Genomic DNA, 17,893 nt, shown 5'->3' on the forward strand with positions numbered 1-17,893 from the left:
CCATAAGGATCTACTTTGCATGATCAAGACCTTTTAATTCCTGAAAATTAAATCGATTATTTTAACAATTAGAGCCCAGTCCCAACTTGGACGTATAAAACGACGATGCAATTTCCATATGTGTTTTCCATTCCTGACTAGTTACTTCATTATTTAATATTTTTGCAGGTGGCTTCATCTTACCTACCTAATAAGCAAATATAATTATAACATCCATATGAACTTTACGAGAACCCGCAAGGGCATTGAATTTGAAATTATAAAAACACAATAAACAAAAAAGCCTTTCAAAATTTTACTCTTGAAAGGCTTTTTCTCTACAAATTAACAGGCAATATTATTTCCAACCGCCGCCCAGGTCTCTATAAACATGGACAGCAGCATTTAGTTGTTCTTTTTTAGTATCAACCAATTCTAATTTAGCTTCTAATGCATCACGTTGTGTCATTAAAACTTCGAAATAATCTACTCTGGCTGATTTAAACAAATCATTAGACACATCAATAGAAGTATTCAACGCATCTACTTGTTTCGATTTAAGATCGTAACCTTTTTGTAAATTCTCAATTTTAGAAAGCTGATTCGATACTTCTAAATAAGCATTCAAAACGGTACGATCGTAGTTATACAATGCCTGAAGCTGTCTTGCATTTGCACTGGCAAATTCTGCTTTAATAGCATTTCTGTTGATTAAAGGTGCAGCAAGATCTCCTGCTAATGAATACAATAATGACTCAGGAAATGTAAACAAATATGAAGGTTTGAAAGCATTTACTCCAACTGCAGCCGAAATATCCAATGAAGGATAAAACTCAGAACGCGCTACTTTTACATCTAATTTTGCAGCAACCAATTCTAATTCTGCTTGTTTTACGTCAGGACGATTTGCTAAAAGTTGTGACGGAATTCCTGAACTTACAGCCGCTGGCAATAAACTTAAGAAGTTAGTACTATCTGTTCTTTTAATTTCCTGCGGATATCTACCCAGTAAAAAGTTGATTTTATTTTCGGCTTCTTTTATCTTCTGAAGAATATCAAATTCAAGACTTTGTGAAGTTAAAACCTCAGCCTGAAATTTCTGAACTCCCAATTCTGTTGCTCTTGCAGCCTGTTTCTGAATCTTTACGATTTCTAAAGCATTAGTCTGCAATTTGATCGTTTGTTTTACAATATCTAACTGATTATCTAAAGCCAATAATTCATAATAAGAATCAGCAACTTCTGCAATAAGATTTGTAATTACAAAGTTTTTACCTTCAACAGTTGCTAAATATCTGTTTAATGCTGCTTTTTTAGAATTACGCAGTTTTTTCCAGATATCCACTTCCCAGTTTGCATATGCAGAAATAGTAAAATCACCTAACGGATCCGGAGTTTCTACACCTGGTTTAATCTCTGTTGTAGCATCACCGGCACCCTGACTTGTATATCGCCCTACTTTTTCTACCCCTGCTCCTGCGCGAACACCAACAGTTGGCAACAAAAGTCCTTTTCGAACTCGAATATCATTCTTTGCGATTTCAATTTCCTGCAAAGTAATATTCAATTCCTGATTGTTTTTTAAGGCAACATCAATCAAATCTACAAGGTTTTGATCTTTAAAGTAATCTTTCCATTGTAATGCTGAGGTGTTGTTTGAATCCTGGGTTTGAGCTGTTGCGCCAAACGACTCAGGAACTGGCGTGCTTGTCGTTACAGTCTCAGGTGCAGGGGCTTTACACCCTGCAACCGTAAGACATATACCTAATGCAATACCATATTGATATGATTTGATTTTATACATGATTGTTGTCAATTTCTTCTGTTAATGGATTCTCTTCTTCATGTTTCACCAATTTGTATTTCTCTGCAATTTTTGCAAAAATGTAATACAAACCAGGAATCACGAATACCCCACAAATAGTTCCTATAAGCATACCTCCGGCAGCAGCAGTACCAATGGTTCTGTTACCAATTTTACCTGGTCCTGAGGCAAACGCAAGCGGAAGCAAACCTGCAATAAAGGCAAATGAAGTCATCAAAATAGGACGGAACCTCGCTTTTGCTCCTTCCATTGCTGCTTCAAGAACTGATCTTCCTGCAGCGTGTCTTTGTATCGCAAACTCTACAATCAATACGGCATTTTTACCCAGTAAACCAATAAGCATTACCATCGCAACCTGAGCATAAATGTTGTTTTCTAATCCTGTTAATTTCAATAATAAGAAAGCTCCAAAAATACCAGCAGGTAAGGAAAGAATTACAGATAATGGCAAAATAAAACTTTCGTACTGAGCTGCTAGTACTAAGTATACAAATCCCAAACAAATCAGGAATACCCAAATCGCCTGATTACCCTGAGCAACCTCATCTGCTGAGATACCTGCCCAGTCAATATCATATCCTCTTGGTAATTTTTTAGCTGCAACTTCCTGAATAACTTTAATCGCCGTTCCAGAACTATATCCTGCAGCGGCAGAACCACTAATTTGTGTAGAAGTGTACATGTTATGTCTTGTAATCTCAGAAAGTCCGTATACTTTTTCTAATCTCATGAAAGCAGAAAAAGGCACCATTTCGTCACGATTGTTTTTCACATACAACTTTAAAATATCATCTGGCTGCGCACGGTATTCCGGAGAAGCCTGAACGATTACTTTATAGTTAATTCCGTATTTAATAAAACTAATTTCATAGTTACTACCCACAAGAGTTGACAAAGTATTCATGGCGTTTTCAATAGAAACTCCTTTTTGCTGTGCCATATCGTTGTCTACTTTCATCATGTATTGAGGGAAACTAGAGCTGTAAAAACTGAACACGTTAGATAATTCCGGATGAGTATTTAACTCCTTAACGAAATCATTATTTACCTGCTCCATTTTTTTATAATCATTAGAACCTGTTTTATCTAACAAACGAAGCTCAAATCCTCCGGCAGCACCATATCCGGGTACAGCAGGCGGTTGAAAAAATTCGATATTTGCACCTGCAATATCTTTGGATTTTTCTTCTAATTCAGCCATAATCTCAAGAACAGAATGTTTTCTGTCACTCCAGTCTTTAAGGTTGACCAAACAAGTTCCTGAGTTAGAACCTGTACCTTCAGACAGAATTTCATAACCGGCTAATGAAGAAACCGATTTTACTCCATCTATTTTTTCAGCGATTTTTTGCAGTTTTTCAGCAATATTATTGGTTCTTTCTAATGATGAACCTGGGGGTGTCTGAATAACGGCATAAAACATTCCCTGATCCTCATTTGGGATAAATCCTGAAGGAACAGAACTACTAATCAACCATGTTCCGGCACAAAAAACAAGAAGTGCAATAATAGTAACCGCTCTTCTGTTTACAATTTTAGCCAATAGGTTTTGATATTTGCCTTGTGCTAAATTGAACTTATTATTAAATCCATCTATAAATACATTTACAGGCGTTTTCTTTTTAACTTCTCCGTGATTATTTTTTAACATCATCGCACAAAGTGCCGGTGTCAAAGTCAAAGCCACAATACCCGAAAGGATAATCGCAGTTGCCATAGTAACAGAGAACTGTCTGTAAAATACCCCAACCGGACCGGACATAAAGGCAACCGGAATAAATACTGCCGCCATCAGGAATGTAATTGCAATAATAGCTCCTGCAATTTCGTGCATCGCTTTTTTAGTCGCTTTAAGTGGCGAGAGATGTTCTTCCTCCATCTTGGCGTGAACAGCCTCGATAACCACAATGGCATCATCGACGACGACTCCAATAGCCAGAACTAAAGCAAATAATGTAATTAAGTTCAATGAAATATCAAAGAATGTCATGAATACAAACGTACCAATCAAAGATACTGGAACCGCAATTGCCGGAATAACCGTAGAACGCCAGTCTCCTAAGAAAAGGAACACCACAATACCCACCAGAATAAAAGCTTCTACAAGGGTATGAATTACTTTTTCGATAGAAGCATCAAGGAATTTAGAAACGTCATACGAAATTTCATAATCCATTCCTTTAGGGAATCTTTGCTTGATTTTTTCTAATTTAGCTTTTACCTCTTCAATTACCTGATTGGCATTACTACCAAACGATTGTTTCAATACAATAGCTGCAGATGGTCTACCATTTAAGTTCGAGTAAATGTCATACATCGAGCTACCAAATTCTATTTTAGCAACATCTTTCAAACGTAAAAGTTCTCCGTTTGCGTTTGATTTTACAACAATATTCTCATATTGTTCTTTGGTTGTAAAACGCCCTGAATATTTTAATACATATTCAAATGCCTGAGAACGCTTACCAGAACTTTCTCCGGTTTTACCAGGAGAAGCCTCCAAACTCTGACTTGACAATGCTTCCATTATCTCATCAGCAGAAATTTTATAAGCTAACATACGATCAGGTTTTAACCAGATACGCATTGCATATTCACGTGTTCCTAATATATCTCCGGAACCAATACCATTTACCCTTTTCAATTCAGAAAGTACGTTGATATCAGCATAGTTATACAAGAACTTCATGTCGGTATTTTTGTCTGTACTGTAAAGATTCACATACATCAACATACTCGGCACTTCTCGGGTAATTTTAATACCTTCTCTAATAACTAACGGAGGTAATTTATTGGTAACCGAAGCTACACGGTTTTGAACGTTGATCGCAGCCTGATTAGGATCTGTTCCTAAATTAAAGACCACTTTTATCGTAGCTTCACCATCATTTCCGGCATCAGAAGCCATATATTTCATTCCGGGAACTCCATTTAAGGCTCTTTCCAGAGGAATTACAACCGCCTTGATCATTAATTCACCGTTAGATCCCGGATAATCTGCGGTAACATTCACCATTGGTGGTGAGATTGTAGGGAACTGTGTAATAGGCAAACTTAATACCGACAATACCCCTAAAAAGACAATGATCAGCGATATTACTATCGACAGTACAGGTCTTTGAATAAATTTATTAAACATTTTATATTTTTTTTAATGATTAAACCTATTCTGCTTTTAAGCGTAAATTGTTCATTACCGCTTTAGGAGATTGGAATTCAAATTTAATTTTGTCATTCTCTTTTACTTTCTGAACTCCTTCAAGTAAAATTTTATCATTTTCTGTAAGTCCGGTTTTAATCACATATAAATCAGGTATTTCGCCTGTAATAGTAATTTCTCTAGAATTTACTTTATTGTTTTTATCTACAACAAAAACATACTTTTTATCCTGGATTTCGTAAGTTGCTTTTTGCGGAATCACAATAGCATTTTTAAGCGGCACAAGCATTTGAACCTGCCCAGTTTCTCCGTTTCTAAGTAACTTGCCTGAATTAGGGAATCTTGCTCTAAAAGCAATGTTTCCTGTTTCGTTGTTAAATTCACTTTCGATAACTTCTACGTTTCCTTTTTCTTTGAAAGTATCACCATTTGCCAAAACCAAACTTACTTTATTGTCCGCACGGTCTTTTACATCTGTCTGATATTGTAAATACTCAGGTTCAGAAACGTTGAAGTAAGCAAACATCTGACTGTTGTCTGAAAGACTTGTCAATAGTTCCCCTTCATCAATCAAACTTCCTAATTTTAAAGGAATACGGTCAATTGTTCCGTCAAACGGAGCTCTGATTTCTGTAAATGATAAATGAAGTTTTGCTAATGCAACTTCGGCTTTTGCAGATTGCAATTTTGCCTGAGCCACACTCAATTCGTTTTTGGAAACGATATTTTTATCTGCCAGTAATTTGGCGTTTTGTAATTCGATTTCTACTGATTTTTGTTCCGCCTGAGCTTTAAGTAATTCTGCCTGGTACATGTTTGGCATAATTTTAAACAACAGCTGACCAGCTTTTACAAACTGACCTTCATCTACATAAATGTTTTGTAGAAACCCTTTTTCCTGAGCACGGATTTCGATATTACGCACAGATTTAATCTGCGAAACATACTCCTTTGTAAACGAAGTATCAATTCTAACGGGGTTAGTTACAGTAAACTTTTCCGCTTCTTCTTTTTCTTCTTTTTTAGTTGTACAACTGGTTAGGCACATCAGGGCAATTAAGCCTGAGAACAAGATAATTCTTTTCATGATTTTTATTGGAAATTAAGCGATGAATGCTTGGAATACAGAGATTCCCTTAGATGAAAAATGCATCGGGCAGCCTTTAGTTATAACTTAACTTTCATACAAGAAGAAGTAAAAAAATACATCAACAAGATATGCAGGATTACAACTTAGGTAACCGATGTATACTGTTGAATCAAATTCTTAAAACCTGTTGAGTAATGTAAATAGGATTTGACTGGCCATTAAATGGCGCGAAGATTTTGAAACGATTGTAATCATTTACAATAGTCTGACCTGAAAATGAAAGATACCAATTATCAAGTAAACTGTAGTTTGCTGCAAAAAATTTATTGCTAAGTGCATCTTTAAGATCATCACTTCCAAGATATTCCTCTTCAAGATCTACATCGGCATCTTCAATAATTGAACTCCCCTGATCCTGATTCGTAAATTTTACCCTGTGCTTTTTCTCAAGAGTATGTTGATGAAAGTTTTGTGGAGTACCAGCATTAAGATATTGCCCTCCGCCAAGCAGAAGCAAATTCATGAATACTAAAAATACTATTAACTTTCTCATTTGGGTGCGAAAGTAATCAAAGTATCGAAACAAAAAAAGATTTTTTTATAAGCTTTAACATTTAATAAAAACGAAAACGTTTTCATTATTTTATTAGCAGGAAATTATATTAAATTCTTAATCTTTTATGCGAAAAAATCATAAAAAAAAGGACTCGAATCATAATTATATTAAGAATGATTCTAAGAAGCCATCAAAACAATCAAAATCGTAAATATTTGATGCTCTATAAGTTATTCTATAAATATGATTATGGTTTCTATAGCGAAATTTCCATTATAATAAATTCCTGTCCTTCTTTGCTAAAAATTTTGCCCGTGTCAATCATCCCAAATTTTTCGTAGAATGTTTTTTTGCTGCTTCGGGCATTGCACCATACTTTTCTTAAATTCTTCTGTTTTGCAAGCTCCAAAATATAATTTATCAGTTTTGAAGCGATTCCTTTTCCCTGAAAATCTTCTAAAGTTGCCAGTTTTCGAAACTGCATTTCATCATTTGTTATAAAGCAGGAAATTATTGAAACCAATTTTTCATTTTCAAAAAAGCCAAAATGCAATCCTAAAGCATCTTCTTCTAACTGTACAAACTCAAAAGGCATATCTGGCCACATTACTTCATGCCTGATCTGCCAGGTTTTCGAAGCTTCAATCTCTCTAATTTTCATATCTCAATATTTTGAACAAGCATACAAATTTACAGGATTTTAAAATTACATCTTACAAATTACCCGAAATCACACTTCTTTCATTATCAAAAACATACATCAAATAAATAAGATAAATCATTCTTTTCTAATTAATAATATTTATTTTTATGTTATCTAAAAACAAATCCAGTTATGAAAAAATTCATCTTAGTAATATTATTATGTATCAGTGCCAATGGTTTTGCACAATTAATACAGTTTGGACCTCAGGTTTCTTATAATATAACCTCTCCGCTTTCAGATGACTTTAGTTCAAAAAGCTCAGGAACCGGTATGGGAGTTGCAGGATTTGCCAGAGTAAATTTGTTGCTTTTTTATGGTCAGGGAGAATTTGGGTATGCCAAATCCAAATTTAGTGTTGCTCAAACCGGAATTGCAGAAACTGAGTATGAGTTATCAGGAACTGATGCTACGTTACTTGTGGGTTTTAAAATAGTTCCCTTAGGAAAACTGGGCAATGTTCGCATCTTTGCAGGATATAACTGGAAAAGTTACTCCGATATTAAAGCAAATAATAATTTAAATTACATTGCTTTTGAGAAAAACAACAGTAGTATTCTTGGCGGAGTTGGCGTAGATTTATGGAAACTGACTTTAGATTACAGATATCTTGCCGGAGTTACAGATCTTGATCCTTCAGGAAGAAACCTGAAAACTGCCGTTTCTAATATATCCCTTGGATTTAAATTTTTATAAACTTAATTCAATCACATAAAAAAAGGGAATCAAATTATTTGATTCCCTTTTTTAGTTATTTTACTTTAACATAAAATCGTTCTATATTATTGCTGGTTATTTTCTCGACACCGTTTTCTCCTGTCTTACCTACATTAATAACATGTAACTCACTAGCACTATCATTTATGGCACAATTCCAAACAGTTCCATCTGATAAAATAATATCTGAATATCCTGCATCTGACTGTTCTTTATTGTAGTAAACTAATTTCTCAGATTTAACCAGTTTCTTAAACTGCGTTTTCTTATTTTTCTCAAAAAATAAAATTTCGTCTTGCTTAATTTCCACCAACTCATCAAAATCTTTTGCTGGAGCAGCATTTGCTTGATTGGCAGCCCAAATTGGTTTATCACCAATCATTTTCCAGGTACCCAAAGCCTGAGTCATTATGTTTTCTCTTAAAATCGTTTTTAGTGTATCTACTTTTTTAATAGATTCCTGCCCTATTTCACTGTCAGGTTTAATTTTTGAGGCAACATAAAACAAATCAATAGCTTTTTTAAAATCTGCTTTTTTATAATACGATACAGCCAATTCATATCTGCTTTTTTGGAAGGCAAGTTTTGAATTATTTTGTGCCACTGTTTTAAAAGCGATTAATAAAACAATAAAAAATAGTTTTCTTTTCATTAACAATGTTGGTTTATTTTTTGCAAACCTAGTTTTTTATTCTGAATATTGCTTACGTTTTCCCACATTTGTTTTATTTAAATAAAAACCATCTTAGCATCATAAAAAAAAGGAATCTATGATATTAGATCCCTTTTTTTACGATATTCATTTTTTTAAAGATTTACAAACTACATTGAGTTTGAGAATAAACCCAGGATTTGCATGGCTTGAACTGCATCTTTTTTATTCACAAAAATGTGATCGTGATAAAAAGCCGCCACAACATTACAGCTAATTTCTTTGTCTGAAAGTGCTTTCGAAAATGCTGCCGTCAACCCCACAGCTTCTAATGAAGAGTGCACCGTAAGGGTTATCCAGGACATTACGACCGAATAATCCAGCCTTAATATATCTGCGGTTTCTTTTTTAAGAATTAATGTAATTGCTTCTTTTTCTTTAAAAAACATTTCAATCCCGTTAAGACTTATTCCTTCTAAATTTTCGACTTTACAAAAAACGTAATCACCGGGATTGTGCTCCGGTTTCATCGTTTTAAGCAATTGCTGCAAATCTTTTTCTCCTGACATTTTTATGCGTTTATTATTTAAATCTATTTTACTGCCAAAGTATTGTTCTCTGGTGTAGCATCCATAAAAATGCCACCATCAATTGTTATCAGCTCAATACGTTTGTTGTTTTTGATTGCAATAGAAACCAGTTTTTGATTGGTTTGCCAAACTGCAGGAGTTTGATGAATTATTTCTTTTGTTTTATCTGAATAGGTAACAACAACATCAAACGGAATCGCAAAACCCCCTACATTCTCTACGGAAACAACATTTTTAGTTACACTTTTAACCGAAAGATCAATATAGTTATTGGTAAAAAACCAGTTATTAAAGAACCAATTCAGATTTTTTCCTGAAGCTGTATTTATCGAATTAAAATAATCCCAAGGAATAGGATGTTTACCATTCCAGTTATCCATGTAAGCATGCAATGATTTTTTGAATAAGTCATCGCCAAGCAAATCTTTTAAGGCAAGATATGACAAAGAGGCTTTTCCGTATGAATTGTTTCCGTAACCGACATCAGAAACCTGAGATGACATCGAAATTATGGGTTGATCTTCTTCAGTCGATTTATCTTTGATATAATTTTCTACCCTAAATTGTTTGTAGAATTTATCAGCAGCTTCTTTACCATGTTCTGCAATCCCTATTAAATATTCGAAAGTAGTTGCCCAACCTTCATCCATAAAGGCATAACGGGTTTCGTTGATTCCCATATAAAAAGGAAAATAAGTATGTGCCACTTCGTGATCCTGAACCAATTGTGCAAAAACAGGATCTCCCATTTGCGAATCATTACACATCATAGGATATTCCATGTCTGCAAATCCCTGAAAAGCGGTCATTTTAGAAAACGGATATGGAACTCCCGGCCAACTATTCGAAAAGAAACTTAAAGCATATTGATTGTTTTTTACCGAGTCTGTAAAATCAGTTCCTTTTATATCATAAGCCGCCTGAACACTTGCACGACGATTTGTTTTTTTATCGACGATAACGCTGCTTGCATCCCATAAATAATGGTCGCTTAAACCAAAACATACATCTGAGATATTTTTAGCTTCAAATTTCCAGACATTCCAATCATTTTGTTTCGTTACAACACCAGTTTTTAATTCCTGCTCGTTTGCAATGTGCAAAATTTCATCTGTACCATACGATTTTTTTAAACGGGCAGAAAACCCCGGCTGTAAAACCTCATCAGGATTCAGAAAATCTCCCGTTGCATAAACCACATAATTTTTAGGCGCTTTTACGGAGAAAGTATAGTCATTAAAATCATTATAAAATTCCTGACGATCTGTATGAGGCAATCTGTCCCAACCATTATAATCATCAAAAACACTAACACGAGGATAACTGTAGGCAACAAAAAAAGTAGTTTCGTCTATTTGGCCTTCTCTTCCGCTTTCTTTAGACAAAGGATAATTCCATTCGATATTGATTGTTACCTTAGAATTTGGCGGTACAGGTTTTTTCATCTTTATATTTCCTACTGTTCCCCATTTTCTTCCATCTTCTTTATAAACTTCGTCAGCAATTTTCAATGAAGTAATCGTTAATCCATCACTTAAAAAATCATTGCTTACACTACCGCTTCTTGGAGACGAAGGTTTATGCAGGTTATTTACAAACCGAATAGGCAAATTCCTTAAAGTATCCTTGCTGTTGTTTTCATAAACAATAGTTTCTGTTCCTGAAACAATTTTAGTTTTAGGATCTACAGCTATTTCCATAGTATATTTTGCATGATTCTGCCAGTAGTTTTTTCCTGGTTTTCCGTCAAGAGAACGCGTACCTTTTGCATAAGCATTTTTTATATTTCTGGGCATATAAAGTTCCTGTGCAAAAGTATTTTGTGCCAAAAATAAAAAGGCAACAAGTAATAATTGAAATGGTGTTTTTTTCATAAGTGGTTTCAGAATTTTGATAATTAAATATTGGCTATACTACTTAGAGGCTTTTTTTGATCGAAAGTTACATTTATTTGTAAAAATTAATTTCGAAAAGTCGCAAAAGCGCAAAATTTTGTATTAATCTGTTAAGTTTGGCACTGCAACTCAGAACCTCAGAACGTTCAAAAATAAAAACCGTCTAATTCTAAGAAGAAAAAGACGGTATCTACAATTAATATATAACCTTGATCACTACAAAATATAATCGGTATTAATAAAATTCGATTCCTTGCTGTTTAGCAATTCCTGTAAAATTTCATTATTATAATCGATATCTTTTGAAGCAACAAACGTACGAATGGAGAAGGAACGCAAAGCATCCGGAATACTCAAAGTACCCACTGCAGAATCTTTACGACCTGTAAACGGGAAAGCGTCCGGACCTCTCTGGCAAGAACTGTTGAGGTTTACCCTGCATACTAAATTTACAAGAGCATCGATAAGCGGTGCCAAGGTTTTGATGTCTTTACCAAACAAACTTACTTGTTGTCCGTAATTTGATTCGGCCATATCTTCAAGAGGTTCATTGATATCTTTAAAAGAAATAACCGGTACAACTGGTCCAAATTGTTCTTCGTGATATACACGCATATTTTTGTCTACAGGATATAAAACTGCCGGAAAAATATAATTCTCTGTATGTTTTCCTCCTTTTTCGTTCAGGATTTTTGCGCCTTTGCTTGTAGCATCGTCGATCAATCCCTGAATGTAAGCTGGTTTTTCAGTCTCAGGAAGTGGTGTTAATGAAACTCCTTTTTCCCAAGGATTTCCAAATTGCAGACTATCCACTTTTTCAGAGAATCGTTTATTAAATTCATCAGCAATAGATTCATGCACATAAAGCACTTTTAAGGCTGTACAACGTTGCCCGTTGAATGATAAAGTTCCCGCAATACATTCCTGAATTGCTAAATCTAAATCGGCATCCGGTAAAATAATCGCCGGATTTTTAGCTTCTAAACCAAGAATCAAACGCAAACGGTTTTTATTTGGATGCTGATCCTGTAATGCAATCGCAGATTTACTATTCCCTATTAATGCCAAAACATCAATTTTTCCTGATTTCATGATTGGCGACGCCACCTCACGGCCTCTGCCATAAACGATATTGATAACTCCTTTAGGAAAACTGCTTCTAAACGCTTCTAACAAAGGCGTGATACATAAAACACCATGTTTTGCAGGTTTAAAAATTACTGTATTCCCCATAATTAAAGCCGGAATCAGCAAAGCAAAAGTTTCGTTTAAAGGATAATTGTATGGCCCAAGACATAAAACAACGCCTAGAGGTCCACGACGAATCATAGCATTCACGCCTTGTACTTTTGAGAAGTAAGAACTACGGCTGTTTAATTCTTTATAACTATCAATTGTATCGTGAATATATTCTACAGTCCTGTCAAATTCTTTTTGCGAATCGCCAAGGTTTTTTCCAATTTCCCACATCAAAAGTTTAACCACTTCTTCGCGGGTTTCCTTCATTTGTTTTACGAAATTTTCCATGCATTTGATACGATCAACCACTTTCATGGTTGGCCATAAACCCTGACCTTTATTATAAGCCGCATTTGCAGCTTCTACCACTTCTGCAGCTTCTTTCTCTGCCATAAACGGAATCGATCCTAATAATGTTGGCGTATATTTTTCTGTAGATGAAATGGTCGAAAACACAGGAGTAGTTTGCCCTGTCCATTGTTTTAATTCGCCATTTACAAGATAAGTATCTTGATTTATAAGGGTTTTAATCTGATATTCTTCGGGTATTAAACTCATAGTCTGGTAATTTATGTTTGGTTATTAATAGCGTATTAAAAGAAAAAAGAGGCTATTTGTGCCTCTTGATTTGTTTTATGGATTTATGGTTTCACCTTCCCAATCCAGGATTCCACCAAGCAAGTTATAGGCATTATTAATACCTAACTCATTCATAACCTGACATGCTTTAGCGCTTCTGGCTCCAGAACGGCAATACACATAATAATTTTTATTTTTATCAAGTTCTTCGATTTCATAAATAAAACCCTGACCTTTATTAATGTCAATGTTTACGGCATTCTCGATATAACCGTCATTAAATTCGTCTTCAGTTCTTACGTCCAGTATAACTGCATTCTCGTCAGCAGCAAGCTGATTAACCCAATCTTCTTGTGATAAATTCATAGTATCTGTTTTTTGTAAAATTACGACGTTTCTATTAATTAAAAACGTGCCAAATGCGATTTCGATTATTATTCTCAGAAAACGTTTTAGAGAAAGTATTATAATCAGTGAAACACAAATTTACTTACTATTTTTAAAAATACAGTCTATAAAATCGATAGAAAATAGGATTTTTTCATTTTCATAAAATGCATCTTAAAATGATTTTCTCATAATTAATACCATTTCAATCTGCTATCTTTGTATAAAATTGTGCACTTTAATTTTAATTTGATAAAAAATTTAGCCCCGAATTTCACAAATTTTTACAAATTAATTAGTAGCAATTATGAAAATTGATAAAAAAAATAAAAATCAAACACATAGAAACATAGGTTTTATTTTTGCGGTTTAGAAAAAAATAAATAACACATTATTTACACATAGCTATGTGTATTAATGCAAAGTGAAACGCCTTTTTTAAGAATCCAAAAGCTATGTTTTTATGTGTTAAAACATTTTAATATTTGATTTAAAAAATTTTATCTGTGCAAACCAGTTTAACCCGTAAAAATCTGTGGGCTATAATACCAAATTCATTTATGCGAAACTCACTTAAAAATATATTTCCTAATTTCTCTACAGAACTTATTTCGACGATTGAAGAAAACGGAAGCCTGCAGGATTTTGAAGCCGGAACTATTTTAATGCGAACCGGACAATACATAAAAAACACCGTTTTGATTACCAAAGGCAAAATCAAAATCTATCGTGAAGGCGAAGATGGCGGCGAATTTTTAATGTATTATTTACAACCCGGACAAGCCTGTGCTATTTCTATGATTTGTACTGCCAAAAGTGAGAAAAGCCAGATTATGGCAAAAGTTGTCGAAGATGTTTCGGTTATGATGATACCGTTGCAAATGATGGACAAGTGGATGATGGAACACAGATCCTGGTACGAATTTGTAATCGAAACTTATAGAAGCAGATTCGAAGAAGTTCTGGAAGTTGTTGATAATATCGCTTTTAGATCTATGGATGAGCGTTTGGAATTTTACTTAAAAAGACATTCTGACGCCTGCGGCTGTACCGAAGTAAAATTATCACATCAGGAAATCGCAACCGAATTAAACACCTCAAGAGAAGTCGTTTCGAGATTACTCAAAAAAATGGAACAACGAGGTTTGGTAAAACTAAATCGCAACCAAATTGAATTATTGAAGTAAAAGTTATTTGCCCACGGATTTTACGGATGAAACGGGTTTTCGCGGGTTTTCTCTTTTTTGGTTTGTCACATTGAGCGGAGTCGAAATGCTTTGCGGGTTCTCTCCGAATTCTCGGGACGCTCGAACTGACAAAAAAAATAATCAGTGAAAACCAGCTTAACCTGTAAAATCCGTGGGCAAAAAATCTGCTATCAAAAATATCCTTATGTGATAAATGTTACTGTAGATTTATTTTTATCCAAGCATCTTTGTATAAAAACAAATACAATGGAATATTTAGGTTATTTTACTTCGATCATAATCGGGATTTCGCTTGGCTTAATTGGTGGCGGCGGATCAATTTTAACCATTCCTATTTTAGTCTATTTGTTCAAAGTAAATCCGGAACAAGCCACATCATATTCTTTATTTATTGTGGGATTAACTGCCATGTTTGGGAGTTATAGCCATTATAAAATGGGAAATTTAAAACTCAAATCGGCATTGTATTTTGCGATTCCTTCGGTAATTTCTATCTTGATTATACGCGAAGTTATCTTTCCTCAAATTGCTTCTACCCTATTTTCTATTGCTTCCTATTCTGTTTCAAAAGATTTTTTGATTATGATAATCTTCTCCGTATTGATGATTACGGCAGCAATCTCGATGATTAGAAAAAACAAACCCGAAATAAAAGCAACCGAAACCAATTATATTCAATTAAGCATAATAGGTTTTATAGTAGGGATTATAACCGGATTTCTGGGCGCTGGCGGAGGATTTCTTATCATTCCTGCCTTGCTTTTTTTTGCGAATTTACCCATGAAACAAGCCGTAGGAACATCGTTATTGATTATTACCATCAATTCATCTATAGGTTTTGGCGGCGATTTATATATTGGCACACCCATAAATTATTCATTTTTATTAGGCGTTTCGGCAATGGCACTTTTTGGGATGATTATTGGGAGTCAGCTTTCTAAAAAAATAGACGGTACAAAATTAAAACCCATTTTTGGCTGGTTTGTTTTGGTGATGGGATTTTATATTATTACTAAGGAGGTTTTATTTTAAGTTTTTCTCTCGCAGATTTAGCAGATTCGGCAGATTTTTTAAAACCATTTTCTACAAAATAGCCACAATAATTATCATTTCTACTAAGATTTCTTGTTCCTTGTAATGACAAAAATGTGAGTATCAAAGATGAAAAACTAAAAAATCCGTTTATTCCTGAGAGTAAACGGATTTGTATATTTTGGGCGTTCCCTTCGGTCGGGCTATCCGCTATATTCCAGATTAACAAAAACTACGGCTAAAAAGCCTTGTTTTTCTAAATCGGGAGATACCGCTTCTATCCCTAACGCAAATTTTCGTATATCTATTTATTCAAGAGCTTTTCAAGATATGCTACCTTTTCTTTTTCAGCCTGAACTAATTCTTTTTCGGCAAGAACCAAACGTTCGTAAAGTTCAACCATTTTATCTAAAGGATTAAAAGTAAAAACAGGTCCAGATGCACCTTGACCATTACTTGCGCTATTGTCATAAAAATTATTAAAAAAATTAAAAACTGATTGTTCCGAAAAATTTTCAATTGCTTCTACTGTAACTCCAAGCGCTTTTGCGATTTCTAAAAGTCTTTTAGCATCAACTTCTTCACTTCCTTCAATGCTGGAAACAGTTTGCTGACTTATACCAATAGCTTCTGCAAGAATTTCTTGTTTCATTCCTTTAAGCTCTCTGATTCGGCTTATGTTGCGTCCTATATGTTTTGGTTTAGTTGCTGTGCTCATAGTTCAAAGATATTTAAAATTCTTTAGAAAAATATAAATGTGGTAAAATACAGGTTTATTTTATAAGATACGTTTTACATATTTAAAAGGAGGTAAAAATGTAGTTTCACGACAGGTTTCTATTTATGAATCTAAAATGACAATTATGCAATTAATAACAAAGCTTTATTTCTTCAGAAATACCTGCTATTTAAGATTATAAATTTTAAAAATGTTTAAAAATGGGCTGAAAGCACAAAATCAATAGCGTAGTGCATCGCACTACGAACTAAATTAACGATTAATATCACCCTGAAAGGGTTAAAGTAAATATAATTAAGAACTAATCTTTAACGGTCTTATAATCAAAATTTAATCTATAACAAACGTTTTCCTTTACACTTAGGCTTTCGCCCTTTCAGGGCTTAAACTAACAATCTTTTTTATTCATAGTGCTTCGCACCATGCTATTGCTTAGGCTCTTTCAGAGCTAGTTTTAACAATTATGATTTTCAATTTATTCCTACAAATTACTTACGATAAAAAAATCAAATAATTTTTAATGGGCGAATATTTAAAATGATGCCCTCGTAATTAAGGTAATAAATATTAGTAAAACATTTTTTCATGCTTTTATATCAAATTTTTAAAACTTCAAACTTATTATTTATTAATTCAAATATTTTATCCGAAACTACATGATCTCCTGTCTCATTTATATTCTTTACCGAATCATAAAGACGATGCAAATTCACAGAATCTGTACTGCCAGTTATCAACAATACATCTCTTGAAGGAATTCCAGCAACAATATTACCATCTACCAAAAAATTCTCATGATGCCAAATGTCTAATAAAATTAAACTTGATTCATAATTTCCACCAACCGTCAACATAAAATATCCATTTTCGCCATGACGTTTAATTTCAAAATTATTTGAAAGATTTTCAAGTGCTTTTTCTTTTAATTTTTCAAGTGATAAATTTATCTCTTCTATATCATCTTTGGAGATATAATGAATTGAAGTTTCTCTATCTTCAACGTAGAAAATAATTAATTCCTCATTATAAAACTCATAAATATGATTCTCTTCGAAATTAGCATTTATCTCTTCTAAACTTTTTATAAATCTTCTGTCTTTAATAACAGGAAGAATTCTTTCTTCATCTAAAAGTTCTTTTGGCAAAAACATTGCAGATGTCCCATTAACATATTTTTCGATAATCTCTTTAATAAATTTTGGATCATTTATATATTCAGAATAAGCATTATTTAAAAAATGTTGGTGTTTACCTTCATTAAATTCACTTTTAATATCAAGTTCATTTATTGAAGTAATTTTTAAACCCTTGACTTTTTTGATTAATTGCTTAGCAAATTTTTGCGAAAACTCAGTTTCATTAAGCCGTTTCTTTTTGAAAAACATAATTTATATCATACTTTAGTTTGTCTTATTTATTTAAATAGCCGTTGGTTTTAACCAACGGGATATCAAAAGCTTTTTCTCGGCTTTAGCCAAATATATAAAACATTTTGGCTAAAGCCATTCCACAACAAAATAAAAACCGTTGGTTAAAACCAAC

The 17,893-nt window shown here is 33.7% G+C and carries 15 protein-coding genes; 3 read left to right on the forward strand and 12 right to left on the reverse strand.

Features of this window, described 5'->3' with window-relative positions; all coding sequences use genetic code 11:
- Positions 1 to 337 precede the first annotated feature (337 nt).
- The 5 genes from BXU01_RS10330 to BXU01_RS10350 all read right to left on the reverse strand — a co-directional run bounded on the left by BXU01_RS10330 (position 338) and on the right by BXU01_RS10350 (position 7,271).
- Entirely contained in the window at positions 338 to 1,783 is a 1,446-nt protein-coding gene (locus BXU01_RS10330; protein ID WP_083693139.1) for a TolC family protein, read from the reverse strand.
- Positions 1,776 to 4,943 (reverse strand): efflux RND transporter permease subunit, encoded by a 3,168-nt coding sequence (locus BXU01_RS10335; protein WP_083693140.1) that lies wholly within the window; start codon positions 4,941 to 4,943, stop codon positions 1,776 to 1,778. Before BXU01_RS10335 ends, BXU01_RS10330 begins: the two co-directional genes overlap by 8 nt.
- A gap of 25 nt (positions 4,944 to 4,968) precedes the next feature.
- Positions 4,969 to 6,051 (reverse strand): efflux RND transporter periplasmic adaptor subunit, encoded by a 1,083-nt coding sequence (locus BXU01_RS10340; protein WP_055095787.1) that lies wholly within the window; start codon positions 6,049 to 6,051, stop codon positions 4,969 to 4,971.
- 172 nt (positions 6,052 to 6,223) lie between these two features.
- Positions 6,224 to 6,607: a hypothetical protein gene (locus BXU01_RS10345; protein WP_055095785.1), complete on the reverse strand. Its 384-nt coding sequence runs from the start codon at positions 6,605 to 6,607 to the stop codon at positions 6,224 to 6,226.
- A 259-nt stretch (positions 6,608 to 6,866) separates the two neighbouring features.
- On the reverse strand, positions 6,867 to 7,271 hold the full coding sequence (locus tag BXU01_RS10350) for a GNAT family N-acetyltransferase (protein ID WP_083693141.1): 405 nt from the start codon (positions 7,269 to 7,271) through the stop codon (positions 6,867 to 6,869).
- A gap of 174 nt (positions 7,272 to 7,445) precedes the next feature.
- Here BXU01_RS10350 and BXU01_RS10355 point away from each other — a divergent pair, with 174 nt between their 5' ends.
- On the forward strand, positions 7,446 to 8,009 hold the full coding sequence (locus BXU01_RS10355; RefSeq protein ID WP_083693142.1) for a porin family protein: 564 nt from the start codon (positions 7,446 to 7,448) through the stop codon (positions 8,007 to 8,009).
- A 55-nt stretch (positions 8,010 to 8,064) separates the two neighbouring features.
- On the opposite strand, the gene BXU01_RS10360 is transcribed toward BXU01_RS10355, so the two are convergent.
- From BXU01_RS10360 to BXU01_RS10380, 5 genes are all read right to left on the reverse strand, one after another.
- Positions 8,065 to 8,682, reverse strand: coding sequence for a tol-pal system YbgF family protein (locus BXU01_RS10360; RefSeq protein WP_083693143.1), 618 nt, complete (start codon positions 8,680 to 8,682; stop codon positions 8,065 to 8,067).
- A gap of 170 nt (positions 8,683 to 8,852) precedes the next feature.
- Entirely contained in the window at positions 8,853 to 9,251 is a 399-nt protein-coding gene (locus BXU01_RS10365) for an ACT domain-containing protein (protein WP_083693144.1), read from the reverse strand.
- A gap of 23 nt (positions 9,252 to 9,274) precedes the next feature.
- The gene (locus tag BXU01_RS10370) at positions 9,275 to 11,146 is read right to left on the reverse strand and encodes a M1 family metallopeptidase (RefSeq protein WP_083693145.1); all 1,872 of its coding nucleotides are present in this window, start codon (positions 11,144 to 11,146) and stop codon (positions 9,275 to 9,277) included.
- A gap of 237 nt (positions 11,147 to 11,383) precedes the next feature.
- Positions 11,384 to 12,964 (reverse strand): NADP-dependent glyceraldehyde-3-phosphate dehydrogenase, encoded by a 1,581-nt coding sequence (locus tag BXU01_RS10375; RefSeq protein WP_083693146.1) that lies wholly within the window; start codon positions 12,962 to 12,964, stop codon positions 11,384 to 11,386.
- 75 nt (positions 12,965 to 13,039) lie between these two features.
- Complete coding sequence (locus BXU01_RS10380) at positions 13,040 to 13,351, reverse strand: rhodanese-like domain-containing protein (protein ID WP_055095772.1); 312 nt, start codon at positions 13,349 to 13,351, stop codon at positions 13,040 to 13,042.
- A gap of 581 nt (positions 13,352 to 13,932) precedes the next feature.
- Here BXU01_RS10380 and BXU01_RS10385 point away from each other — a divergent pair.
- Positions 13,933 to 14,559, forward strand: coding sequence for a Crp/Fnr family transcriptional regulator (locus BXU01_RS10385; protein ID WP_083693147.1), 627 nt, complete (start codon positions 13,933 to 13,935; stop codon positions 14,557 to 14,559).
- A 267-nt stretch (positions 14,560 to 14,826) separates the two neighbouring features.
- Entirely contained in the window at positions 14,827 to 15,612 is a 786-nt protein-coding gene (locus BXU01_RS10390) for a sulfite exporter TauE/SafE family protein (RefSeq protein ID WP_083693148.1), read from the forward strand.
- Between the two features lie 304 nt (positions 15,613 to 15,916).
- Here the strand turns inward: BXU01_RS10390 and BXU01_RS10400 are convergent, their stop codons facing one another.
- Both BXU01_RS10400 and BXU01_RS10405 read right to left on the reverse strand, forming a co-directional pair.
- Entirely contained in the window at positions 15,917 to 16,330 is a 414-nt protein-coding gene (locus tag BXU01_RS10400; RefSeq protein ID WP_083693150.1) for a helix-turn-helix domain-containing protein, read from the reverse strand.
- A gap of 617 nt (positions 16,331 to 16,947) precedes the next feature.
- Positions 16,948 to 17,736, reverse strand: coding sequence for a DUF1444 family protein (locus BXU01_RS10405; RefSeq protein ID WP_083693151.1), 789 nt, complete (start codon positions 17,734 to 17,736; stop codon positions 16,948 to 16,950).
- Positions 17,737 to 17,893 lie beyond the last annotated feature (157 nt).

The sequence above is a fragment of the [Flexibacter] sp. ATCC 35103 genome (assembly GCF_001975985.1).
In the GTDB taxonomy this organism is placed as follows: Bacteria; Bacteroidota; Bacteroidia; order Flavobacteriales; family Flavobacteriaceae; genus Flavobacterium.

What these genes read in the sequence shown, in the direction of transcription:
- BXU01_RS10330 (WP_083693139.1), bottom strand. Translation starts at nt 1,783, where the DNA reads ATGTATAAAATCAAATCATATCAATATGGTATTGCATTAGGTATATGT.
- BXU01_RS10335 (WP_083693140.1), bottom strand. Translation starts at nt 4,943, where the DNA reads ATGTTTAATAAATTTATTCAAAGACCTGTACTGTCGATAGTAATATCG.
- BXU01_RS10340 (WP_055095787.1), bottom strand. Translation starts at nt 6,051, where the DNA reads ATGAAAAGAATTATCTTGTTCTCAGGCTTAATTGCCCTGATGTGCCTA.
- BXU01_RS10345 (WP_055095785.1), bottom strand. Translation starts at nt 6,607, where the DNA reads ATGAGAAAGTTAATAGTATTTTTAGTATTCATGAATTTGCTTCTGCTT.
- BXU01_RS10350 (WP_083693141.1), bottom strand. Translation starts at nt 7,271, where the DNA reads ATGAAAATTAGAGAGATTGAAGCTTCGAAAACCTGGCAGATCAGGCAT.
- BXU01_RS10355 (WP_083693142.1), top strand. Translation starts at nt 7,446, where the DNA reads ATGAAAAAATTCATCTTAGTAATATTATTATGTATCAGTGCCAATGGT.
- BXU01_RS10360 (WP_083693143.1), bottom strand. Translation starts at nt 8,682, where the DNA reads ATGAAAAGAAAACTATTTTTTATTGTTTTATTAATCGCTTTTAAAACA.
- BXU01_RS10365 (WP_083693144.1), bottom strand. Translation starts at nt 9,251, where the DNA reads ATGTCAGGAGAAAAAGATTTGCAGCAATTGCTTAAAACGATGAAACCG.
- BXU01_RS10370 (WP_083693145.1), bottom strand. Translation starts at nt 11,146, where the DNA reads ATGAAAAAAACACCATTTCAATTATTACTTGTTGCCTTTTTATTTTTG.
- BXU01_RS10375 (WP_083693146.1), bottom strand. Translation starts at nt 12,964, where the DNA reads ATGAGTTTAATACCCGAAGAATATCAGATTAAAACCCTTATAAATCAA.
- BXU01_RS10380 (WP_055095772.1), bottom strand. Translation starts at nt 13,351, where the DNA reads ATGAATTTATCACAAGAAGATTGGGTTAATCAGCTTGCTGCTGACGAG.
- BXU01_RS10385 (WP_083693147.1), top strand. Translation starts at nt 13,933, where the DNA reads ATGCGAAACTCACTTAAAAATATATTTCCTAATTTCTCTACAGAACTT.
- BXU01_RS10390 (WP_083693148.1), top strand. Translation starts at nt 14,827, where the DNA reads ATGGAATATTTAGGTTATTTTACTTCGATCATAATCGGGATTTCGCTT.
- BXU01_RS10400 (WP_083693150.1), bottom strand. Translation starts at nt 16,330, where the DNA reads ATGAGCACAGCAACTAAACCAAAACATATAGGACGCAACATAAGCCGA.
- BXU01_RS10405 (WP_083693151.1), bottom strand. Translation starts at nt 17,736, where the DNA reads ATGTTTTTCAAAAAGAAACGGCTTAATGAAACTGAGTTTTCGCAAAAA.